Origin of the sequence: Azospirillum sp. (assembly GCF_035628975.1) — a bacterium.
Classification (GTDB): Bacteria; Pseudomonadota; Alphaproteobacteria; order Azospirillales; family Azospirillaceae; genus Azospirillum.
Genome location: NZ_DASPIS010000144.1, coordinates 21,172 through 42,284 on the forward strand (window position 1 = coordinate 21,172; position 21,113 = coordinate 42,284).

The 21,113-nt window shown below is 66.7% G+C and carries 22 protein-coding genes; 5 read left to right on the forward strand and 17 right to left on the reverse strand.

Going from position 1 to position 21,113, the window contains the following annotated elements; all coding sequences use genetic code 11:
- Positions 1-5 precede the first annotated feature (5 nt).
- A complete protein-coding gene (locus VD964_RS29525) occupies positions 6-947 on the forward strand; it encodes an ABC transporter substrate-binding protein (protein WP_324871995.1) in 942 nt (313 codons plus the stop codon).
- 107 nt (positions 948-1,054) lie between these two features.
- Positions 1,055-1,882 (forward strand): universal stress protein, encoded by an 828-nt coding sequence (locus VD964_RS29530; RefSeq protein ID WP_324871996.1) that lies wholly within the window; start codon positions 1,055-1,057, stop codon positions 1,880-1,882.
- A 163-nt stretch (positions 1,883-2,045) separates the two neighbouring features.
- Here VD964_RS29530 and VD964_RS29535 read toward each other — a convergent pair whose 3' ends face one another.
- The 12 genes from VD964_RS29535 to VD964_RS29590 form a co-directional block, all read right to left on the reverse strand.
- Positions 2,046-2,858, reverse strand: a complete 813-nt coding sequence (locus tag VD964_RS29535; RefSeq protein WP_324871997.1) for an inositol monophosphatase family protein — start codon at positions 2,856-2,858, stop codon at positions 2,046-2,048.
- A gap of 37 nt (positions 2,859-2,895) precedes the next feature.
- Positions 2,896-3,507: a hypothetical protein gene (locus VD964_RS29540; protein WP_324871998.1), complete on the reverse strand. Its 612-nt coding sequence runs from the start codon at positions 3,505-3,507 to the stop codon at positions 2,896-2,898.
- Positions 3,508-3,591: 84 nt separating this feature from the next.
- Positions 3,592-3,897 (reverse strand): hypothetical protein, encoded by a 306-nt coding sequence (locus VD964_RS29545; protein WP_194914752.1) that lies wholly within the window; start codon positions 3,895-3,897, stop codon positions 3,592-3,594.
- A 197-nt stretch (positions 3,898-4,094) separates the two neighbouring features.
- Entirely contained in the window at positions 4,095-5,363 is a 1,269-nt protein-coding gene (gene hflX / locus VD964_RS29550) for a GTPase HflX (RefSeq protein WP_324872045.1), read from the reverse strand.
- Between the two features lie 52 nt (positions 5,364-5,415).
- A complete protein-coding gene (gene hfq, locus VD964_RS29555) occupies positions 5,416-5,664 on the reverse strand; it encodes an RNA chaperone Hfq (protein WP_012974114.1) in 249 nt (82 codons plus the stop codon).
- Positions 5,665-5,727: 63 nt separating this feature from the next.
- Positions 5,728-6,456 carry an HAD family hydrolase gene (locus VD964_RS29560; RefSeq protein ID WP_324871999.1) on the reverse strand — a complete coding sequence of 243 codons (729 nt, stop codon included), beginning with the start codon at positions 6,454-6,456 and terminating at the stop codon, positions 5,728-5,730.
- Between the two features lie 179 nt (positions 6,457-6,635).
- A complete protein-coding gene (locus tag VD964_RS29565) occupies positions 6,636-8,036 on the reverse strand; it encodes a sigma-54-dependent transcriptional regulator (RefSeq protein WP_149221641.1) in 1,401 nt (466 codons plus the stop codon).
- Complete coding sequence (locus tag VD964_RS29570) at positions 8,026-10,344, reverse strand: PAS domain-containing sensor histidine kinase (RefSeq protein ID WP_324872000.1); 2,319 nt, start codon at positions 10,342-10,344, stop codon at positions 8,026-8,028. Before VD964_RS29570 ends, VD964_RS29565 begins: the two co-directional genes overlap by 11 nt.
- Positions 10,345-10,549: 205 nt before the next feature.
- Positions 10,550-11,995, reverse strand: coding sequence for a nitrogen regulation protein NR(I) (ntrC, locus tag VD964_RS29575; protein WP_324872001.1), 1,446 nt, complete (start codon positions 11,993-11,995; stop codon positions 10,550-10,552).
- Positions 11,995-13,194 carry a two-component system sensor histidine kinase NtrB gene (locus VD964_RS29580; protein ID WP_324872002.1) on the reverse strand — a complete coding sequence of 400 codons (1,200 nt, stop codon included), beginning with the start codon at positions 13,192-13,194 and terminating at the stop codon, positions 11,995-11,997. The genes ntrC and VD964_RS29580 overlap by 1 nt, the downstream gene beginning before the upstream one ends.
- Positions 13,195-13,208: 14 nt before the next feature.
- Positions 13,209-14,195: a tRNA dihydrouridine synthase DusB gene (gene dusB / locus VD964_RS29585; protein WP_324872003.1), complete on the reverse strand. Its 987-nt coding sequence runs from the start codon at positions 14,193-14,195 to the stop codon at positions 13,209-13,211.
- 130 nt (positions 14,196-14,325) lie between these two features.
- Positions 14,326-15,153 (reverse strand): cytochrome C assembly family protein, encoded by an 828-nt coding sequence (locus VD964_RS29590; protein ID WP_324872004.1) that lies wholly within the window; start codon positions 15,151-15,153, stop codon positions 14,326-14,328.
- 204 nt (positions 15,154-15,357) lie between these two features.
- Here VD964_RS29590 and VD964_RS29595 point away from each other — a divergent pair, with 204 nt between their 5' ends.
- From VD964_RS29595 to VD964_RS29605, 3 genes are read left to right on the forward strand one after another with little or no spacing between them, the layout of a single operon-like run.
- Positions 15,358-16,530: a bifunctional 2-C-methyl-D-erythritol 4-phosphate cytidylyltransferase/2-C-methyl-D-erythritol 2,4-cyclodiphosphate synthase gene (locus VD964_RS29595; protein WP_324872005.1), complete on the forward strand. Its 1,173-nt coding sequence runs from the start codon at positions 15,358-15,360 to the stop codon at positions 16,528-16,530.
- Between the two features lie 38 nt (positions 16,531-16,568).
- Positions 16,569-17,072, forward strand: a complete 504-nt coding sequence (locus VD964_RS29600) for a CinA family protein (protein WP_324872006.1) — start codon at positions 16,569-16,571, stop codon at positions 17,070-17,072.
- A gap of 41 nt (positions 17,073-17,113) precedes the next feature.
- Positions 17,114-17,302: a 4-oxalocrotonate tautomerase gene (locus VD964_RS29605; protein WP_324872007.1), complete on the forward strand. Its 189-nt coding sequence runs from the start codon at positions 17,114-17,116 to the stop codon at positions 17,300-17,302.
- 45 nt (positions 17,303-17,347) lie between these two features.
- On the opposite strand, the gene VD964_RS29610 is transcribed toward VD964_RS29605, so the two are convergent.
- The 5 genes from VD964_RS29610 to VD964_RS29630 all read right to left on the reverse strand — a co-directional run bounded on the left by VD964_RS29610 (position 17,348) and on the right by VD964_RS29630 (position 21,103).
- Positions 17,348-17,803 (reverse strand): type II toxin-antitoxin system RatA family toxin, encoded by a 456-nt coding sequence (locus VD964_RS29610; protein WP_324872008.1) that lies wholly within the window; start codon positions 17,801-17,803, stop codon positions 17,348-17,350.
- Positions 17,804-17,839: 36 nt separating this feature from the next.
- Positions 17,840-18,796 (reverse strand): lipoyl synthase, encoded by a 957-nt coding sequence (gene lipA, locus VD964_RS29615; RefSeq protein WP_109085480.1) that lies wholly within the window; start codon positions 18,794-18,796, stop codon positions 17,840-17,842.
- A gap of 62 nt (positions 18,797-18,858) precedes the next feature.
- Positions 18,859-19,344 carry a DUF29 domain-containing protein gene (locus VD964_RS29620; RefSeq protein WP_324872009.1) on the reverse strand — a complete coding sequence of 162 codons (486 nt, stop codon included), beginning with the start codon at positions 19,342-19,344 and terminating at the stop codon, positions 18,859-18,861.
- Positions 19,345-19,387: 43 nt separating this feature from the next.
- Positions 19,388-20,785 carry a dihydrolipoyl dehydrogenase gene (lpdA, locus tag VD964_RS29625; protein ID WP_324872010.1) on the reverse strand — a complete coding sequence of 466 codons (1,398 nt, stop codon included), beginning with the start codon at positions 20,783-20,785 and terminating at the stop codon, positions 19,388-19,390.
- A gap of 15 nt (positions 20,786-20,800) precedes the next feature.
- Positions 20,801-21,103, reverse strand: a complete 303-nt coding sequence (locus VD964_RS29630) for a chorismate mutase (RefSeq protein WP_324872011.1) — start codon at positions 21,101-21,103, stop codon at positions 20,801-20,803.
- Positions 21,104-21,113: the final 10 nt, after the last annotated feature.

Genomic DNA, 21,113 nt, shown 5'->3' on the forward strand with positions numbered 1-21,113 from the left:
ACCCGATGAAGCACCTGTTCGCCGCCGGCCTGATGGCGGCCGGCCTGATGACCGCGCTTCCCGCGCTGGCCCAGGACAAACTGTCCGTGATGCTGGACTGGTTCGTCAACCCGGACCACGCCCCGCTGGTGGTGGCGCAGGAGAAGGGCTTCTTCAAGGATGCCGGTCTTGAGGTGACCCTGACCGCCCCGGCCGATCCCAACGACCCGCCGAAGCTGGTCGCCGCCGGCGGTACCGACCTTGCCGTATCCTACCAGCCGCAGTTGATCCTGCAGGTGGCCGAAGGGCTGCCGCTGGTCCGTGTCGGCACCCTGGTCTCGACTCCGCTGAACTCCGTCGTCGTGCTGCGCGACGGGCCGGTGAAGACGCTGAAGGACCTCAAGGGCCGCAAGATCGGCTTCTCCATCGCGGGCTTCGAGGATGCGCTGCTGGGCGCCATGCTGGAAAAGCACGGGCTGAGCCTGAAGGACGTGGAGTTGGTGAACGTCAACTTCTCGCTGTCGCCGTCGCTGTTGTCGGGGCAGGTCGATGCGGTGGTCGGCGCCTTCCGGAACTTCGAACTGAACCAGCTGGACATCGAGAAGCATCCCGGCCGCGCCTTCTATCCGGAGGAGGAAGGGGTGCCGCCCTATGACGAGCTGATCCTGGTCGCCCACAAGGCCAAGGCCAACGATCCGCGCTTCAAGCGCTTCCTGGCGGCGGTGGAGCGGGCGACGCTCTACATCCTGAACCATCCGGAGGAATCGCAGGCCGCCTTCGTCAAGGGCCGGCCGGAGTTGAACGACGAACTGAACCGCCGCGCCTGGGCCGACACGCTGCCGCGCTTCTCTCACAGCCCGGCCGCCCTGGATGCCGAGCGCTACACACGCTTCGCCGAGTTCCTGAAGGCGCGCGGCATGATCAAGGAGGTGGCGCCGGTCGACCAGTATGCGGTGGTGGTGAAGTAATCAGCAGCTTGACGAGATTGCCTTCCGGGCCGGCGGCGCGTTACCTAGAGGAAAACCGCTCCGCCGCCCAATGATCGGCGACAGCATAAATCGGGAGATGCAAGGGTATGCCGATCAAGACCATCCTGCTGCACATGGCCAACGACGACGCCCACGCCGGCCGGATGGCCGTTGCCGCAGCGCTGGCCAAGCAATTCTCCGCCCATATCCAAGCGCTCTACGTCGCCACCCCGGTGTCGATGCCGGCGGGCGCCACCGGCCGGGCTGCGTCATACGTCTTCATGGCGGAAGCCACCGCCGTCGCCCACGAGAATGCCGAGCGGATCGAGCGGGAGGTGCGGCAGGCGCTGAACGGCCTGTCCTTTGACTGGACGGTCGAGGAAGGCGATCACGTCGAATTGCTGGCCGAACGGGCTTCCTACGCCGATCTGGTCGTGGTGGCGCAATCGGCGGCAGTCCGGGCGGGGGAACGCGTGTCCCTTCACAACATCCCCGACCGCCTCCCCCTGGAGACCGCCACCCCGGTGCTGGTCCTGCCGCCGGGCCAGCCGGCGACCGCCGCCATCGGCCGGCATGTGCTGGTCGCCTGGAAGAACAGCCGCGAATCGGCCCGTGCCGTCCGCGCCGCCATGCCCTTTCTGGAGACGGCGCAATCCGTCACTGTCCTGACGGTGGAGCCGCCCGGCCAACGCAGCGACGAGGCGGCCGTGCTGGTCGACTGGCTGCACCGCCACGGCATCGCCGCCCGCCCGCAATCGGTCATCGCGTCCGGCGGCGAGGTCGGCGAGATGATCCTGTCCTGCTGCACCGACCAGGGCGCCGACCTGCTGGTGATGGGTGCCTACGGCCACTCCCGCCTCCGCGAACTGGTCCTGGGCGGCGCCACCCGCACGGTGCTGGAGGAGCTGACGCTGCCAGCGTTGATGACGCATTGAGGGGGAGTTCGAAGAGCCCCCTCCCTATCCCTCCCCCGCTTTGCGGGAGAGGGAACTCCGCTGCGCTTTTGGGCAACATCACGCTGACGAGCATCCAATCCCCTCTCCCGCGGAACGCGGGAGAGGGATAGGGTGGGGGCAAAACGCTCGCCCCGCTCAGCACTCACCCAAACAGCTGCCCATGCAATGCCCGCCAACTGTCGCGGTCGGGCGCCAGCAGGATGCTGCCCCGCAGCAGCCCCGGCCGATAAGGCGTGCCGTCGATCAGCGCAGAATAGCCGCCGGCCTCGGCGTGCAGGAGCACGCCGGCCGCGTGATCCCACGGCATCAGGCGGTGGTAGAGCGAATAGTGCGCCCGCCCCTCCAGCAGGCGGAGATACTCCTGCGCGGCACTCGACAGGCAGGCGCGCTCGCCGAGGCCCGCGCTCCGCTCTTCCAACTGCCGGCTCATCTCTTCGGCGCAGAATCGGGTGGACAGCGCGCCGACCATCTGCGGCAGCGGCACCGCCGGCGCGACGTGGACCTGGTGGCCGTCGAGCCATGCCCCCTGCCCTTTCGCCGCCGTCGCCATCCGCCCGTCCACCGGGTCGTGGATCCAACCGGCGACCGTCTCGCCCTTGCAGGCGAGCGCCACGATCACCGCAAACATGGGCCGGCCCTGGGCGAAGTTGATGGTGCCGTCCACCGGATCGATGATCCAGACCGGATCGTCGCCATGGATGCGGTCGAGCACGCGCTCGTCCTCCGACGCCGCCTCCTCGCCGATCACGCGGCTGCCGGGCAGCAGGGCCGACAACGCGGGGGTCAGCGCGCGTTCCGCCGCTTCATCCGCCAGGGTGACGAGGTCGGTCGGCCCGGTCTTCTGCCGGATGCCGGAGGCGTCCAGTTTCTGGAAGTAAGGCATGATCTCCGTCCGGGCGACGGAACGGATCAGGTCGGATACGCGGTCGAGGTCGGGAAGCGGGAAATCCGTCATGGTTGGACGCTCTCACTGCATTCGTGGTGTTGGGCCGTCACGGCTTTGCCGCCGGCTTGGCCGGATGGCTGTCCAGCTTCAATGTCGGATCGCCGCCGCTGGGGTTGGTCAGCAGCACCTTGCCGTCCAGTCCGCTGTCCTTCAGCGCCTTCGACAGCGCGTCGAGCGTGGCGCGGTCGGCTGCTGCAGCCGCGGCCTCCTTGGCCTGATCGGGCGGCGGCGGCGGCATCGGACCGCCCTGTGCCGGTTGTCGCGGCGCATTGGGGTCGATCCGCGGTGGCGGCGGTGGAGTTGGCGGGGGGCCGGCGGTTTCCTTCTCGGGCTCCGGCGGTGGAGGCGGCGGCTGCCAGAGGCGGAAACAGTCGGTGAAGGCCGGCTGCTTGCACTCCTTCAGCAATTCGACGGCATCCGGTGCGATGACCAGCGGTTCGTCGGGGGCGAGGGGAAGTGGTTGCGGCGGGGGCGGAAGCGGGTCTTCCGGCGGGACGTCCGGCTCTTCGACATAGCCGGGCGGAAGGGGCGTTCCGGGCCGCAAGGGCTCCGCCGCATACGGCGCCGCAGACGGCAGGGCGAGCGCCAGAAGCACCGGCAAGGCCGGCAGCAGGCGACCGGCACCGGTCAGGACGGAACGGGAGGAGCAACGGAGCACGACAAGACCGCGGCGATGGCGAACGGCCCATTATGGCCCGCCATCACCCGCGCAGTCATCCATCAAGCGTGTGTCAAATCACCATCATGCGGCGGCGCGGTGGTTCCCTTCGGGGAAGCCGGCGGACCGCCGCCCCTCGCCATAGCCCCAGGCCGACAGTTCGCGGCAGATCGCGGCGATCTTCGCGGCCTCGTCGGCATTCGGCTCCCGCTGCGCGGCAGCATCGATCAGGCGGATCAGCTTGGCACGTCCTTCGGGGGTGCGCGACAACTCCTGCAACCGCAGCAGCGCCGCACCCGGCGGCAATTTCTCCTCACGGGCCACGAGAGCCACCTGATCGGCGAGGAAAGCCGTGATCGAAAAACACGACGGATCGGTTTGCAACCGCATTGGCAGTCCTCCTCCTGGGGGAGCGCGTTGCTCCGTTCCCATAATCGGACCCCAACGGGGAAATGACCACGCCGCATTCGTCGTAAGACCGGAGTGGGGTGCAACAGGTCATAGCCGATGGTTGCACCCATTCCGTTTGGCCAGTGCAGCGGGGCACCGCTTAAGGTTGCCCCAGCCGCATGGGTCGTACCGTACCGTCAGGCCTGAGAGTGCGGCTGGAACCGCTTCTCGAAGCGTGCGAGGTCGGCCGGATCGAGGGAGACGTGCAGATGCGCCCGTTCCTCGTCGTCCCGGCGTTCCAGCACCTCGCCCTTGGCATAGAGCCAGGCGAGCGCCGCACCGTCGCCCAACTCGACCGACAGGTCGACCACCTGCCGGTTGACGTTCATCCGCCGGTCCAGCAGGCGGTCGAGGTCGTCGATCCCCTCGCCGGACAAGGCGGAAACCGCAACCGCGCGCGGGTTGCGGCCGGTCTGGGCCAGGATCGCCGCGCGGCTTTCGCCGTCCAGCGCGTCGATCTTGTTCAGCACCTCGATCACCCGGTCGTCCGTTTCCGGATCGATGTCCATATCGGACAGCACCTCATGGACGTCGGCCTTCTGGGCGTCGCTGTCGATGTGGGCGATGTCGCGGACATGCAGGATGATGTCGGCGGCATCCACCTCCTCCAGCGTGGCGCGGAAGGCGGCGACGAGGCCGTGCGGCAGGTCGGAGATGAAACCGACCGTGTCCGACAGGATCACCTTGCGCCCGGAAGGCAGAGTCACCTGCCGCATGGTGGGATCGAGCGTGGCGAACAGCAGGTTCTGGGCGAAGACGTCGGCATTCGCCAGCCGGTTGAACAGCGTCGATTTGCCGGCGTTGGTGTAGCCGACCAGCGCCACCACCGGGTACGGCACCTTGGCGCGCGCCTTGCGGTGCAGGCCGCGGGTACGCCGCACCTCCTCCAGTTCCTTCTTGATCTTGATGATCCGGTCGCCGATCAGACGACGGTCGAGTTCGAGCTGGGATTCACCGGGACCGCCGAGGAAGCCGAAGCCGCCGCGCTGCCGTTCCAGGTGGGTCCAGGACCGGACGAGCCGCGACTTCTGGTAGGTCAGCGAAGCCAACTCGACCTGCAGCATGCCTTCCCGCGTGCGGGCGCGGGCGCCGAAGATCTCCAGGATCAGGCCAGTCCGGTCGATGACCTTGGCCTTCAATGCCCGTTCGAGGTTGCGCTGCTGCACCGGCGACAGGGCATGGTCGAGGATGACCAGCGTCGCCTCGTTCTCCTCCACGACCTGTGCCAGATGCTCCACCGTGCCGGAGCCGAGCAGGGTCGATGGCTGCGGCCGGTTCACCTTGGCGCATTCGGCATGGATCACTTCCAGCTGAATCGCCTGGGCAAGACCGATCGCCTCATCAAGCCGTGATTCGGGAGGGCGCAAGTCCCCGTCCGCCTCGTTGCGGAGGACGGGGTGGACCACGATGGCCCGCGCGGCGCCTTCCGGGGCCGCGCCGTTACCATTGGTCAAGGGATCAGACGCTTTCACCTTCCTTGGGCGGCTCGAAAAGTTGAATGGGATGGGCCGGCATGACCGTCGAGATTGCGTGCTTGTAAACGAGCTGGGAGTGCGCGTCGCGCCGCAGCAGTACCGAGAAGTTGTCGAACCAAGTAATGATGCCCTGGAGTTTCACGCCGTTCACGAGAAAGACGGTTACGGGAGTCTTGTTCTTGCGGACGTGGTTCAGAAACACATCCTGCACGTTCTGGCTTTTTTCAGACATTTTTCATGCCCCCTTCTTCAATGTTCTTGGGACCCCTTGTCTAAAGGCGGTCCGCTCCCCGTTTCACGGTGTAGGTTTGGTGCGCGCAGGTACCGTCTCGACAGCCGTATGGAGGGATATGGTATCACCATTGCCATCCACCAAGCCACACAGGACGCTCTGCAGCGCCGTGCAGTCGGTGTGGCGATGGGCGGGAGGAAAACGGTCGAAGCCGCTCCCCTCGCCGAGCCCTATTAGCACCGGAACGAGACCGGCGCCATGGGCGCATTCCATGTCTATGTCGGCATCGCCGAGAAACCAGACGTCGGGCCCGGGTTCGATCCCCGCCGGCTCCAGCGCCATCCGCACCGGGGCGAGGTGCGGCTTGTCGAACTCCGCGTCCTGGGCGCCGACAAGCTTGCCGAAATAGCGGGTCCAGCCCAGCGCATCGGCTTCCGCCCGCAGGAACTTGCCGTTCTTGTTGGAGACGACAGCCTGATAGACGCCCTGCTCGTGGAAATGGCGCAGAAGGGTCTCCGCGCCGGGCAACGGCTTCAGCCCGTCCAGGTGATGTGCTGCGAAATAGCCGTAGAAGAGGTCGCGCGCATCGGTCCAGCTGTCGCCGAAGATTCTCGGAAAGCTGTCGCGCAGCGACGCCTTGATCCGCTCGCGCGCCTCCTCCGCACTCCAGGGGGCGAGGCCGAAGGACACCAGCGCATGGTTCAACGCCTCGCGCACGGTGTCCCAATTGCTGACCAGGGTGTTGTCCCAGTCATAGATGACGGCGCGCGGCAGGGTGATGGGGGCGGACAAAGGGGAGCTCCGGTAACCGTGGATATGGTCGGCGCAAGGCCCCCCTCACGCGGAGGTCATCCCCGCGAAGGCGGGGATCCAGGCTATCCGACAGTAACTCCTATGCGAACGCTGGATTCCCGCCTTCGCGGGAATGACGGCCGGAGTGAGAAGTGGTCGGCCTCAAGTGATTGCACCACTCACTCGATGAACATCTTCCCCTTCTCGCTGCCATGGACGCCGAGCGACTTCAGCTTGCGGTGAAGGGCGGAGCGCTCCATGCCGACGAAGGACGCGGTGCGGGAGATATTGCCGCCGAAGCGGGTGACCTGGGCCAGCAGATATTCGCGCTCGAACACCTCGCGTGCCTCGCGCAGCGGCAGGCCCATGATCTCGCCGCCCTTGTCCCATTTCAGGACGGTCGGCGTGATGGCGCCGATTTCCGGCGGCAGGGTGTCGGCGCGGATCGGCTCCTTCGGGTCGCCATGCGCCATGATCAGCAGCCAATCCACCACGTTGCGCAGCTGGCGGACATTGCCCGGCCAGTCATAGGCCTGGAGGGCCGCCATCGCATCCTCGCCAAACTCGCGGATCGGCAGGCCCGACGCCTCGGCGGAGCGCTGCATGAAGTGGCGGGCCAGCACCGGGATGTCCTCCCGCCGCTCTGCCAGCGAAGGCACGCGGATCGGCACCACCGACAGGCGGTAGAACAGGTCCTGGCGGAAGCGGCCCTGCTCGATTTCCGCCTGTAGGTCGCGGTTGGAGGTGGCGATGACGCGCACGTCCACCTCGACCCGCTGGCCGCCACCGACGCGCTCGAACACCTGCTCCTGCAGGGCGCGGACGATTTTGCCTTGGGTTTCCAGCGGCATGTCGGCGACCTCGTCCAGCAGCAGCGTGCCGCCATGGGCCTGCTCGAAGGTGCCGATCTTGCGGCCGGGGCCGTCGACGCCGGCCTCGGTGCCGAACAGCTCCATCTCCAGCCGTTCCGGCCGCATGGTGGCGCAGTTCAGCCCGACGAAGGGGCCACCGGCCCGGCGGGAACGGGCATGGATCAGGCGGGCGACCACCTCCTTGCCGGCGCCGGGCGGGCCGGAGATCAGCACGCGGCTGCCGGTGGGCGCGACCTTGTCGATCGACTGGCGCACCTGGTTGACCGCCGATGACCGGCCGATCAGTTCGGCGTCGCCGCCGGCGCGCAGCTTCAGTTCCTGGTTCTCGCGCTTCAGCCGCGCCGCCTCGATGGCGCGGTCCACCATCAGCAGCAGGCGGTCGGCCTTGAACGGCTTCTCGATGAAGTCGTAGGCGCCGACTTTGATCGCCTGCACCGCGGTTTCGATGTTGCCGTGACCGGAGATCATGATGACCGGCAGGTTCGCATGGTCGCGCATCAGCTGTTCCAGGATTTGCAGGCCGTCCAGCCTGCTGCCCTGCAGCCAGATGTCGAGCACGACGAGGCTCGGCCGGCGCGCCGCCACCTGGGCGAAGGCCTGATCGGCGTCGGCGGCCTCGCGGGTCTTGATGCCTTCGTCGTTCAGGATGCCGGCGATCAGCATCCGGATATCAGCTTCGTCGTCGACGATCAGAATGTCATGCGCCATGGGCTTCGTGCCTCAACTCTCCGCCGGTCTCCGCCGGCCTGTCGTTACGGCCGCCCGCGTCGTTCGCGGCCGCAACCGGGTGTGGAACGACCAGGGTCACGCGCGCCCCGGTCCCGCCATCGCGGTCCTCCAGGGTCAGCACGCCGCCATGGTCCTCCATGATCTTCTTGACGATGGCGAGCCCCAGCCCGGTGCCCTTGGCCCGCGTCGTCACATAAGGTTCGGTCAGCCGGTCGCGCTGCTCGCCGCCGGGAAGGCCCTTGCCGTTGTCCTCGACGGTGACGACGACCTTCTCGCCGTCATCCTCCACCGCGATCGATACCTCGCCGGGCGGCAGTTCCGACCCATCGGCGGGTTGGCCGCGCCCTTCGATGGCGTCCGCCGCGTTCTGCAGCAGGTTGGTCAGCGCCTGGGAGATCTGGCGGCTGTCGCAGGCCACCGTCAGCGGTCCCGCCGGCAGCCGCGTCTCGAACCGAATCTTGCCGCTGTGCGCGCTGGATTGCAGGAACACCGCCTGCCGGACCAGATCGTTGATGTTGACCGGCTTCATCACCGGCTGCGGCATCCGCGCGAAGGCGGAGAACTCGTCCACCATGCGGCGGATGTCGTCCACCTGCCGGACGATGGTGTCGGTGCACATGGTGAAGACCTCCGTATCGCTGGAGATCTCCTTCAGGTACTTGCGGCGCAACCGTTCGGCCGAAAGCTGGATCGGCGTCAGCGGGTTCTTGATCTCATGCGCGATGCGGCGGGCCACGTCGGCCCAGGCCGCCTTGCGCTGTGCCGACACCAGTTCGGTGATGTCGTCGAAGGTGACGACATAGCCGCGGACGTTGCCGTCACGCACCTCGGCGGCGATGCGGACCAGCAGGGTCAGCATCGGCTTGCCCGGCCGGCGGACATGGATCTGGTCCTGCACGACACGGCCCGGCTTCTTCGGCGCGTTCTCCAGCAATTCGCCCATGTCCGGCAGCAGCTCGACCAGCGGCAGACCGACCAGCCGCTCCGGATCGTCCTCGCCCAGCAGGCGCGCGGCGGACAGGTTCGGCAGGTTGATGACGCCGTCGGCATCCAGGCCCAGCACGCCGGCCGACACGCCGGACAGCACCGTCTCGGTGAAGCGGCGGCGTTCGTCCAGCAGGCGGTTGGTCGACAGAAGTTCCCGCCGCTGCCCCTCGATCTCGGTCGTCATGCGGTTGAAGGCGCGCGACAGCAGGACGAACTCGTCCTCTCCGGGCGGCTCCGAAACGCGGACGGTCAGGTCGCCGGCACGCACCCGTTCGGCGGCGCCGATCAGCGCGCTGATGGGGCGGACCAGCCGGGTGGCGAAGTTCAGCCCGGCCCACACCGCCGCCAGCAGCAGCAGCATCGCCACCATAAGGAAGATCAGGGTGAAGGTGATCTGCAGGCTGCCGCGCTGGTTCTCCAGCGCGCTGTATTCCTTAACCGCCCCCTCGGCGGCCGCCATGTGCTGCAGGACCCGCGGCTCCACCATGCGGCCGACATAGAGGAAGGTGTCGGACATCCGGTCCAGGCTGACCAGCGCGCGCACGCGGTCGTCGGATTCCTTGACGATCAGCGCGACCTCGCCGTTGCGGGCCTGCTGGAGCTTCTCTTCCGGGATCGGTTCGAATTCCAGGGTGAAGGTGTAGCCGACGCGGGCGACGATGGCGCCGGTGGTGCCGTTGAAGACGATGGCCTCCGACAGGGCGCGCAGCATCGCCTGCGTGGCGACGACCTGCTCGAACCGCTGCGGATCGCTGGAGAAGCGCGCCTCCTGCGACAGGTCGTTGGCCATGGCGAGCGCGTCGGCGCGGATGTTCTGCTGGTGCTCGTGCAGATAGGCGCTGGCGACCACCAGTGATTCGTTCACCGCCGTGCGGACGCGGTCGCTGAACCAGCTCTGCACACCGGCATAGAAGAACAGGGTCGAGAAGACGGTCATGATGATGGCCGGCGCCACCGCCAGCACGCTGAACACCAGGACCAGCCGGGTGTGCAGCCGCGATCCGGCAAGCCCGCGCCGCCGGCCGATCATGATCGCCACGATCCGCCGCGCGATCAGCACGCCCAGAGTCAGCAGGATCGCAAGGTCGAGCGTCAGCAGAAGCGTGACCGTGCGCGGATTGGACTGCCCGAAGGGCGCGCTTTCGGTCATCGCCGCGTAGGTGGCGAACCCGGCGGCGAGCGCCGCCAGCGACAGCGCAAAGGCCAGCCGCTTGCCCAGGCCGACCCGCCGGGACCATTGAAGGAATTTCTGCCAAACCGGCATCGGGCCGGCTGCAGGGGTGTCGGTTGTCAGGGGCATGGTCCGGCGCTAATCTGTTGCCGGAAAGATACACCTCTGTTGCGGCCCTGCCAAGATGCAATGGCTCTGTCTTTCGGACAGGGCGTCGATATGCCGGCCGATATGGGGTGCAGGGACGGACATGTGCCTTGGGGAGCGCATCCGTCCGTGCCTGGGACGTGTCACAATTTTGGCACGGACGGGTTGCGGCGGCGTGGCGGAACCGCTACTTGATCCCGCGCATCACCTGAATATCGAGATCGCGGATCTTCTTGCGCAGGGTATTGCGGTTCAGACCCAGCAGTTGGGCGGCCTTGATCTGGTTCCCGCGGGTCGCCGACAGGCTCAGCGAGATCAGCGGCCGTTCGATTTCGCGCAGCACGCGGTCATACAGGCCGTTGGACGGCATGCCGTCCTTGTGCGCGGCGAAATAGTCCTTCAGATGGCGTTCGACCGCCGACGACAGCCCCTCGCTTTGCGGCTCTTCCACCGGCTGGGCGGCGGGGGTGGCGTCGGCAAGCTCCGCCTCCACCACGTCGAGGCCGATGACTTCCTGCGAATAGAGGGCGGCCAACCGGCGGACGAGGTTTTCCAGTTCGCGGACATTGCCCGGCCAGCGGTAACGCTTCAGCCGGTCCATCGCCGCCTGGTCGATGCTCTTGGCCGGAAGCCCTTGGGCGATGCCGATGTTCAGGAAATGGCGGACCAGCAGCGGGATGTCTTCGGTGCGCTCGCGCAGCGGCGGCAGGCGGATCGGCACCACGCATAGGCGGTAGAACAGATCCTCGCGGAACAGGCCCTGGCGGATCAGCGTGCGCAGATCGCGGTGGGTGGCTGCGATGATGCGGACGTCGGTCTTGATCGCGGTGCGCCCGCCGACCGTTGTGTATTCGCCCTCCTGCAGCACGCGCAGCAGGCGGGTCTGGGCGTCGAGCGGCATGTCGCCGATCTCGTCCAGGAACAGGGTGCCGCCCTGGGCCTGCTCGAACCGGCCGGTCGACCGGTTGGTTGCACCGGTGAAGGCCCCCTTCTCGTGGCCGAACAGTTCGGATTCGATCAGTTCGCGCGGGATGGCCGCCATATTGATGGCGACGAAGGCGCCGTTGCGCCGCTTGCCGTAATCGTGCAGCGCGCGGGCAACCAGTTCCTTGCCGGTGCCGGACTCGCCGGTGATCATCACCGTCAGGTCGGTGCCCATCAGGCGCGCCAGCACCCGGTAGATTTCCTGCATCGCCGGCGACCGGCCGATCAGGGGAAGCTGTTCCTCGCTCTCCTGATCGCCGCCGGGCATGGCGGCGGGCGCGTTGTTGGCGTTCAGCGCGCGTTCGACGACCGACACCAGCTCCTTCAGGTCGAAGGGCTTGGGCAGATATTCGAAGGCTCCCCGCTCCGCCGCCTTCACCGCCGTGATCAGCGTGTTCTGCGCGCTCATGACGACGACGCGCAATTCCGGCCGCAGCTTCTTGATGCGCGGGATCAGGTCCAGGCCGTTTTCGTCCGGCATCACCACGTCGGTGATGACCAGATCCCCCTGCCCGTCCGCAACCCAGCGCCACAGGGTCGCGGCGTTGCCGGTGGTGCGCACCTCGTGCCCCAGGCGGGCGAGGGCTTGCGTCAGGACGGTGCGGATGGCGCGGTCGTCATCCGCGATGAGAATGGTCGCCGCGCTCATCAACGACTCCCCCGGCCGCCCTTGGACTGCGAGCCAGCGTCAGAAATCTTCGAATTCCCGGTAAGTTTCGAGTCTTCGTATTTCGAATCATCGTACATCGGCAGCGACACCTTGAAGACTGTCCGGCGAGGCTGGCTGTCGAACTCGATGGTTCCGCCATGGTCGCCTATGAGTTTCGCCACCAATGCAAGACCAAGGCCAGTCCCGTTCACCTTGCTGGTCACGAAGGGATCAAACAGGTTCGACTGCAGGTCTTCCGGAATGCCGTCGCCATTATCCTGAACCGTCACCAGCAGCGGCAGATGCCTGCGCGTGTCGCCACCCGGCAGGGCCATGCGCACACCATGCTGGTAGGAGGTCGTCAGCGTGATCTCGCCGCCTGATTCCGGTGCAGCCTCTGCCGCATTTTTGATCAGATTCAGGAAAACCTGCACAAGTTGATCGCGATTGCCGTAAACGGGAGGCAGTGACGGGTCGTAACGCTCGACAAAGCGTATTTTTCGGGCAAACCCGCTCTGGGCGACCTTGCGCACATGCTCCAGCACGGTGTGGATGTTCACCGCGGCCCGTTCCAGCGGCCGTTCGTCGGAGAACACCTCCATCCGGTTGACCAGCGCCACGATGCGGTCGGCCTCGTCGCAGATCAGGCGGGTCAGCACGCGGTCCTGGTCGCCGGCATTCTCCTCCAGCAGCTGGGCGGCGCCGCGGATGCCCGACAGCGGGTTCTTCACCTCATGCGCCAGCATCGCCGCCATGGCGGTGACGGAGCGCGCGGCGTGGCGATGGGTCAGCGAATGGTCGATCTTGCGGGCCAGCGAGCGCTCATGGATGGTCAGCACCACATGGTCGGGCGGATCGCCCATGGCCGCCACCTGCACCGTCACATGGTGCGGGCCGATGCGGGGCGTATCGATGACGACGCCGTCCTGCGACACCCGGCGGCTGCCGCGGCGCACCTGCTCGATCAACCCCATCACCGGGCTGTCAGGCGGCAGCAAATCGGGCAGCGGCATGCCTTCCATGGCGTTGGCGGACAGATCGAAGAACTCCTGCCCTTCCAGGTTGACGAAGCGGATTTCCCCATTGCCGTCCACCACCAGCACCGGATCGGGCAGGCTGTTCAGCACCACCAGCGAGTCCAGCCTCGGCGCCCGCGAGGCACCCGTCCGGCTGCGGCCACGCTGGCCCGGGGCGGTCATCGGTACGGGATCCATCAAGCGGCCATCCTTTCGATTGCCGGTTCGTAAAAGGCACGGATGCGGTCACGCACCGCGTTGGGATCGCCCAGCCGGTTGACCTCCTGCCGGAACTCGTTGGAGTCGCGCAGACCGGTCGAATACCAGGACACATGCTTGCGGGCGACCTTGATGCCGCCGTCCGTGCCGTAATGGCTCAGCATGCTGTCGAAATGCTCCAGCAGCGTGTCCATCTGCTCATGCAGCGGCGGATCGGGAAGCCTTTCGCCTGTGCGCAGGTAGTGCATGACCTGGGAGGGGAACCAGGGGCGGCCGTAGCTGCCGCGGCCGATCATCACGCCGTCGGCGCCGGATTCCGCCAATGCCTGGTCCACCGCCTCGAAGTTGGTGATGTCGCCATTGACCACGACGGGGATCGACACCGCCTCCTTGACGTGGCGGACATAGGTCCAGTCGGCGGTGCCGGTGTAGAACTGCATGCGGGTGCGGCCATGGACCGTCACCATCCTGATGCCGCACTGTTCGGCGATACGGGCCAGATTAGGGGCGTTGCGGTTGGTCTCGTCCCAGCCCAGCCGCATCTTCAGCGTCACCGGGATGCCGACGGCCTTCACCACCGCCTCCAGAATGCGGCCGGCCAAAACCTCGTCCCGCATCAGGGAGGAGCCCGCATGGCCATTGACCACCTTCTTCACTGGGCAGCCGAAATTGATGTCGACGACTGCGGCGCCGCGATCCTCGTTCAGCTTCGCCGCCTCGGCCATAACCTCGGGCTCGCAGCCGGCGAGCTGGACGGCCATCGGAAATTCCTCGGGCTCGGTCTCCACCATGCGCAGGGTTTGGCGGTTCTCGCGGATCATCGCTTGGCTGGCGATCATCTCCGACACCACGAGACCGCAGCCCGCGCGCTTCACCAGCCGGCGGAACGGCAGGTCGGACACGCCCGACATGGGCGCCAGGATCACCGGTCCGGCGAGCGTGATGGGGCCGATTTGTATGGTCATTCTCACCTGCCCGATTGATGGGCAAAACAACAAAGTGCCAACATTTTAAGCAAGTTATCACGCAGGTACGGCGCGGTGCAAGGGCGAAGCCCACGGCAACGGTCAGGCAGCCTTTACCAAGTCCGCCCTTTTACCAAGTCCATTGCCCGATCAGCACGTTGGACACGAACTTCACGCCGGGATAGGCGAGCGTCGCCAGCAGATAGACGATCAGCATCGTCCGCGCCGCCGTCCGCCCGCGCACACCGGTACGGTATTCCGCCAGCAGCAGGATGCCGATCACCACGAAGGTCGCCAGCGACAGCAGGCTCTTGTGATCGGTGCGGAACAGCTGTCCCTGCTCGAAATACAGAACCGCCATGCCGGTGGCGAGGCCGGCGCCCAGCACCACTTCCGACGCGATCAGCAGGCGCAGCTGCAGCCGCTCGCTCTCGGCCACCGGTGGCAGGAAGCGGCTGAGCGGGGTCGGCCGCTTGGTCTTCAACGCCCTCGTCTGCAGCACCGCGGCCAGCGACGCCACGGCGCTGAGCGTCAGCAGGGCATAGGTGAAGACCGACACCGCGATGTGCAGATCGATCCAAACGCCGGGGGCGTTGCCGCGCATGACCGGAGCCGGCGCATCCTCCGTCAGGGTGGCGAACAGGCAGACGACCAGCAGATAGGGCAGCAGCAGCGGCGCAAGCCTCCAGGCCGTGCCATGGAACAGGCTGAGCCCGATGAACAGCGCCATGCAGGCGGCGGTGGTCACCCAGAGGGCGGTGGAAAAGCCGGTGTGCCACTGCCCCGCGACCTGCAGGAGTGCCCAGATTCCGGGGCCGGCGGCGGCCAGCAGCAGGGCGCCCCAGAAGGACCAGCCGCGCCCGTCCGCCCCCTGCCCTGCGATGCGCCGGTAAGGATAGAAGGCGGCCGGCACCAGGGTCACCAGCGCCGTCAGGCTCAAGAGGATGTTCTGCGACATGGACCCGAACGCACTCCCGTCTTTCCGCCCCGACATGCCGCCCTGTCATGTGGCCCCTTCATGTGGCCCCGTCACGTGACCATTGGCCCGCCGGGAACCGTCCGGCGATGAAACAGGCAGGCTCGGCACTTGGCGGAACCACGGCGACAGGCTAGGCTCCGCGACGTTTCCGTCAAGTGGCTATCATATCTTACGGTTTGCCTCATGCCCACCTGCATCGCGCCCACCTGCATCGCACTGATCGTCGCCGGCGGATCCGGCCAGCGGTTCGGAGCCGAACGGCCGAAGCAATATATCGACCTTGCCGGGAAGCCGGTGCTGCGCCGCACGGTTGAGGCCTTCCTGCGCCATCCGCAGGTCGACGGCGTCCGTGTCGTCATCGACCCCGCCTGGCGCGACGTCTATGACGCCGCGGTCGCGGGGCTCGGCCTGCCCGATCCGGTCGCCGGCGGAGCCAGCCGGCAGGACTCGGTGCGCAACGGGCTGGAGGCGCTGGCCGCCGACGGCGCCCCCAACCTTGTCCTGATCCATGATGCCGCCCGCCCCCTGATCGATGAGGCCACCATCGGCGCGGTGGTCGCCGCGCTGGACGAGCAGCCCGGCGCCATCGCCGCGGTGCCGGTGGCCGACACGCTGAAGCGTGGCAAGGACGGTGCAATCGGCGCGACGGTGGACCGTGACGGGCTGTGGCGGGCGCAGACCCCTCAGGGCTTCCACTTCCCCGCCATCCTGGAGGCGCACCGCGCCGCCGCCGGCCTGTCGCTGACCGACGATGCGGCGGTGGCGGAGCGCGCCGGGCTGGCCGTCGCCCTAGTGCCGTCCAAGGAGGACAATTTCAAGGTGACCACCCCCGACGACCTGACCCGTGCCACCCGCGCGATCTTGAGCAGCCTGTGGGATATCCGCACCGGCAGCGGATTCGATGTCCACCGCTTCACCGACGGCGACTTCGTGACGCTCTGCGGCCTGCGCGTGCCGCACGACCACGGGCTGGAAGGCCATTCCGATGCCGATGTCGGCCTGCATGCGCTGACCGATGCGATCCTTGGCGCGCTGGCCGCCGGCGACATCGGCAGCCACTTTCCGCCGACCGATCCGCGCTGGCGCGGGGCGGACAGCGCCAAGTTCCTCCGCCATGCCGCCGATCTGGTGGCGGAGCGCGGCGGCGTCATCGCCCATGCCGACGTGACCATCATCTGTGAGCGGCCCAAGGTCGGTCCCCACCGCGCCGCGATGGCGGAGCGGATTGCCGAAATCCTGGGCATCGAGGTCGGGCGGGTCAGCGTCAAGGCGACCACCACCGAACAGCTGGGCTTCACCGGCCGCCGGGAGGGCATCGCCGCGCAGGCGGTGGCGACCGTCCGGCTTCCCGGATAAGATCCCCACGCCGACACCACCAACCGGGAGAGGCCGTCATGTTTCCCGAATCCATCCGCGAGCTTGCCGCCCAGACGCTGGCTGAATACGGACTTGCCGGCTACATGATCGCGACAGCCGAGTCCTGCACCGGCGGGCTGATCGCCGGCGCGCTGACCGACATCGCCGGGTCGTCCAAGGTGGTTGACCGCGGATTCGTCACCTACACCAACATCGCCAAGACTGAGTTGCTGGGCGTTCCGGCCAGCCTGCTGCATGCCCATGGCGCCGTCAGCCCGGAGGTGGCGGTCGCGATGGCGGTGGGCGCGCTGGCGAAGTCGCGGGCGGACGTGACGGTGGCGGTGACGGGGATCGCCGGCCCCGGCGGCGCCACCGAGACCAAGCCGGTCGGCCGCGTCTATATCGCCACCGCGGTCCGCGGCGGTGCGGCCAAGGCCAAGGAATACACCTTCCCCGGCGACCGCGACGCCGTGCGGATGGCGACCGTTCAAGCGGCGTTGGAGCGGTTGCGGCTGGCCCGCCCGAACGGAAGCCTGCGCTGAAGAAACGTCTGCAAGCTTTTCACACAAAGGGAAAAGGTTCGATGCCGACCATCAATATCCAGCTTTTCGAAGGCCGCACGATCGAGCAGAAGCGCGAATACGCCAAGGCGCTGACCGAGGCCACCGTCAAGGTGCTCGGCTGCTCGCCCTCGGCGGTGGACATCATCTTCCAGGACGTGAAGAAGAGCGACTGGGCCAGCGGCGGGGAGTTGTGGTCGGACAAGACCTGACCCGCCTGCCCTGACCCAACCTTCTACCATCTGGCCCGCAGGGCGTCACGCCGGTTGCGTCGCCCTGCCCGGTCCATAAAGCTGTGCCGCCCGCGTCTCGAAGGCCTGTACCATGCGGCGCACCGCCTCGTTGAACAGCAGGCCCATGATCTTCTGCAGCATCTTCGAGCGGAATTCGAAATCGACGAAGAAGTCGACGCAGCAGCCGCCGGGATGTTCTCTGAAGATCCAGTGGTTGTTCAGGTACTGGAACGGACCGTCGGTGTATTGCACGTCGATCCGGCAAGCGGATTCGCTCAGTTCCACCCGCGAGGTGAAGCGTTCGCGGACCATCTTGAACCCGATGATCAGGTCCGCGAACATGACGTTGCCTTCGCGCTTGCGGATGCGGGCCGCCAGGCACCAGGGCAGAAACTCCGGATACTTCTCCACATCGGCGACAAGGTCGTACATCTGCCGGGGGGTGTAGGGAAGAACCTTCTTTTCCGCGTGCGTGGGCATGCCCGTACCATATCCTTTCTTATTGAGCCGCCTGCATCAGGCGGCCGCGACCCCCAGCTTGCGCAGCCGGGCTTCGCGCAGCTTCTCGAAATCGGCGCCCGCATGATAGGACGAGCGCGTCAGCGGCGACGAGGCCACCAGCAGGAAGCCCTTGCCGCGGCCGACAGTGGAATAACCGTCGAACTCCTCGGGAGTCACGAAGCGATCCACCGCCGCATGCTTGGGCGTGGGCTGGAGATACTGCCCAATCGTCAGAAAGTCCACATCGGCGGAGCGCAGATCGTCCATCACCTGTCCGATCTCCTCCTTGGTCTCCCCCAGCCCGACCATCAGGCCGGACTTGGTGAAGATCGTCGGATCCAGTTCCTTCACCCGCGCCAGCAACTGCAGCGAGGCGAAATAGCGGGCACCCGGACGGATGTTGGGGTACAGGCGCGGAACCGTCTCCAGATTGTGGTTGAAGACGTCGGGCTTGGCCTCCACCACCACCTCGACCGCACCCTTCTTCTTCTGGAAGTCGGGGGTCAGGATTTCGATGGTCGTCGTCGGCGACGCGGCACGGACGGCGCGGATGGTGCGGGCGAAATGCTCGGCACCGCCGTCGGCCAGATCGTCGCGGTCGACGGAGGTGATGACAACGTGGCTCAGCTTCAGCTTGCCGACCGCCTCGGCCACATTGTCGGGCTCATGCGGGTCCAGCAGGTCCGGGCGCCCGGTCTCGACGTTGCAGAAGGCGCAGCCGCGCGTGCAGATAGAGCCCAGGATCATGAAGGTGGCGTGCTTGTGCTTCCAGCACTCCCCGATGTTCGGGCAGGCGGCCTCTTCGCACACGGTGTTCAGCTTCAGCCCGCGCATCAACTGGCGGGTCTCGTTGTATTCCTGGCTCATCGGCGCCTTGACCCGGATCCAAGCCGGTTTGCGCTGGATCGGGTTGTCGGGCTTATGGGCCTTCTCGGGGTGGCGCAGCTTCTCGGTCTGGTCGACGAGGGTCATGGTCTAAAGCTCCCGATGGCCGACGCGATGCCCCGGCCCCGACAATAGGTGCGATGAGGGTGTTAAACCCGCCATTCCGGCGGAAACAGCTCGGCCGGATAGGCTGGATCGAGCGCCTGGTCAAGCGTGAAAGGCGGCTCGACCGGGAAATGGCCGTCAGGGGTATCCGCCTCGACGGCTGCCCGCAGCCGGGCGTCCGAGTAAACGTCGGCGAAGACCTCGGCAATGTAGGGCCGAAGGCTGGGGCTTTCCTTGATTTCCCGGATCAGCTTCTTGCGCTGCTCCCGGACGGTCAGGCGCCAGCCACGCGCGCAGCGCTCACGCAGGTCGGGACAGAACATCCATTTCAGCAAATGGACCAGCAGAACGCCAAGGCGACTGTCGATCTCGGATTTCTGGCTGCGGCCCATGCACTCGATCTCCTCGGCGACGTTCTCCCAGTCGACCGGGGCATTGTTCCGCTCGGCGCCGGCACGGCGAAGCTCCTGCGCCTGGGCTTGGGTCCAGGCGTAGAAATCCTCGTCATAGGCGGCGCTGCTGCGGTCCATGGCTCCGTCCAAAGGGGAAAAACGTCACCTCGGAAAATCTTATTTAAAAGTGGATCGCCCGGCCATAGGCATCAAGGACCGACTCATGCATCATTTCCGACAGGGTCGGATGCGGGAACACCGTATGCATCAGCTCGGCCTCGGTCAGCTCCGACGACTTGGCGATGCCGTAGCCCTGGATCAGCTCGGTCACTTCCGCGCCGATCATATGGGCGCCCAGCATCTCGCCGGTCTTGGCGTCGAAGATGGTCTTGATCAGGCCCTCCGGCTCCCCGAGCGCGATGGCCTTGCCATTGCCGACGAAGGGGAAGCGGCCGACCTTGATCTCGTAGCCGGCTTCCTTCGCCTTCTTCTCCGTCAGGCCGACCGACGCGATCTGCGGGTGCGAGTAGGTGCAGCCCGGGATGTTGCGGACGTTCAGCGCATGCGGATGCTTGCCGGCGATGTGCTCGGCCACGATCACGCCCTCGTGGCTGGCCTTGTGGGCGAGCCAGGGGGCGCCGGTCACGTCGCCGATGGCGTACACGCCCGGCTCGTCCGTCTCGCACATCGGGTTGGTCTGGATGTGGCCGCGGTCGGTCTTGACCTTGGTGTTCTCCAGCCCCAGCCCCTCGGTGTTCGGGCTGATGCCGACGGCGACGATGACGCGGTCGACCGTGATGTCCTCGGTCTTGCCGCCGGCCTCCACGGCCACGGTCACGCTGTCGGCGGCCTTGCGCAGGTTGCCGGCCTTGGCGCCGGTGATGATGCGCATGCCCTGCTTTTCGAAGGCTTTCCGGGCCATTGCGGAGATTTCCTCATCCTCCACCGGAAGGATGCGGTCCATCACCTCGACCACTGTAACCTTGGCGCCCAAGGCATTGTAGAAGCTTGCGAATTCAATGCCGATGGCACCGGACCCGATGACCAGCAGCGACTTCGGCATGGCGTCCGGCGTCATCGCCTTGCGGTAGGTCCAGACCAGCTTGCCGTCATCCTCCAGGCCCGGCAGCGTGCGGGCGCGCGCGCCGGTGGCGATGATGATGTGCTTGGCGCCGAAGGTGCCGACCGGGGCGTCGCCCTTAGTGACCGCCACCTGACCCTTGCCGATCAGCTTGGCGGAGCCTTCGATCACCGCGACCTTGTTCTTCTTCAGCAGGTGCTTTACGCCGCCGTTGAGCTGACCGGCAACCTTGCGCGAGCGGGCGACGACCTTGTCCAGGTCGAAGGACGGGTTCTGGATGACCAGCCCGTAGTCGGACGCATGCTTGGCGAGATGCAGCACCTCGGCCGAGCGCAGCAGCGCCTTGGTCGGGATGCAGCCCCAGTTCAGGCAGATGCCGCCCAGGTTCTCACGCTCGATGACCGCGGTGTGCAGGCCCAGCTGCGCGGCGCGGATCGCCGCCACGTAACCGCCCGGCCCGCCGCCGATGACGATGACGTCGTAATTCATGTCGGCCAAGGGTGTTCTCCCCATTCAGGAGCGAGGCGCATCCTCGCGGCCGGCGGCAAAGATGCCTTCCTCGACCCGGCACGCCTCGTCGATGATCGTCTGGTACAGGGTGGCCATGAAGTCCGGATCCAGGCCGTAAGCCAAGCCCGCCTCGGCCGCCCGCCGTTTCACCGCTTCGACGCGGTCGGGCAGGACGGCCGGCAGGTTTTCCGCCATCTTCACCGATGCTACGCGGTGGACGACGGACAGGCGCTTGCCCAGCAGCGCGACGATCTCGTCGTCGATGGCGTCGATTTCGGCGCGGAGCGGGGCAAGGCTTTTCGACATGGAACCGGTC

Coding starts and splice junctions, on each gene's coding strand:
- VD964_RS29525 (WP_324871995.1), top strand. CDS start 6: ATGAAGCACCTGTTCGCCGCCGGCCTGATGGCGGCCGGCCTGATGACC.
- VD964_RS29530 (WP_324871996.1), top strand. CDS start 1,055: ATGCCGATCAAGACCATCCTGCTGCACATGGCCAACGACGACGCCCAC.
- VD964_RS29535 (WP_324871997.1), bottom strand. CDS start 2,858: ATGACGGATTTCCCGCTTCCCGACCTCGACCGCGTATCCGACCTGATC.
- VD964_RS29545 (WP_194914752.1), bottom strand. CDS start 3,897: ATGCGGTTGCAAACCGATCCGTCGTGTTTTTCGATCACGGCTTTCCTC.
- hfq (WP_012974114.1), bottom strand. CDS start 5,664: ATGTCTGAAAAAAGCCAGAACGTGCAGGATGTGTTTCTGAACCACGTC.
- VD964_RS29565 (WP_149221641.1), bottom strand. CDS start 8,036: ATGGCGCATGACATTCTGATCGTCGACGACGAAGCTGATATCCGGATG.
- VD964_RS29570 (WP_324872000.1), bottom strand. CDS start 10,344: ATGCCCCTGACAACCGACACCCCTGCAGCCGGCCCGATGCCGGTTTGG.
- ntrC (WP_324872001.1), bottom strand. CDS start 11,995: ATGAGCGCGGCGACCATTCTCATCGCGGATGACGACCGCGCCATCCGC.
- VD964_RS29580 (WP_324872002.1), bottom strand. CDS start 13,194: ATGACCGCCCCGGGCCAGCGTGGCCGCAGCCGGACGGGTGCCTCGCGG.
- dusB (WP_324872003.1), bottom strand. CDS start 14,195: ATGACCATACAAATCGGCCCCATCACGCTCGCCGGACCGGTGATCCTG.
- VD964_RS29590 (WP_324872004.1), bottom strand. CDS start 15,153: ATGTCGCAGAACATCCTCTTGAGCCTGACGGCGCTGGTGACCCTGGTG.
- VD964_RS29595 (WP_324872005.1), top strand. CDS start 15,358: ATGCCCACCTGCATCGCGCCCACCTGCATCGCACTGATCGTCGCCGGC.
- VD964_RS29600 (WP_324872006.1), top strand. CDS start 16,569: ATGTTTCCCGAATCCATCCGCGAGCTTGCCGCCCAGACGCTGGCTGAA.
- VD964_RS29605 (WP_324872007.1), top strand. CDS start 17,114: ATGCCGACCATCAATATCCAGCTTTTCGAAGGCCGCACGATCGAGCAG.
- VD964_RS29610 (WP_324872008.1), bottom strand. CDS start 17,803: ATGCCCACGCACGCGGAAAAGAAGGTTCTTCCCTACACCCCCCGGCAG.
- lipA (WP_109085480.1), bottom strand. CDS start 18,796: ATGACCCTCGTCGACCAGACCGAGAAGCTGCGCCACCCCGAGAAGGCC.
- VD964_RS29620 (WP_324872009.1), bottom strand. CDS start 19,344: ATGGACCGCAGCAGCGCCGCCTATGACGAGGATTTCTACGCCTGGACC.
- VD964_RS29630 (WP_324872011.1), bottom strand. CDS start 21,103: ATGTCGAAAAGCCTTGCCCCGCTCCGCGCCGAAATCGACGCCATCGAC.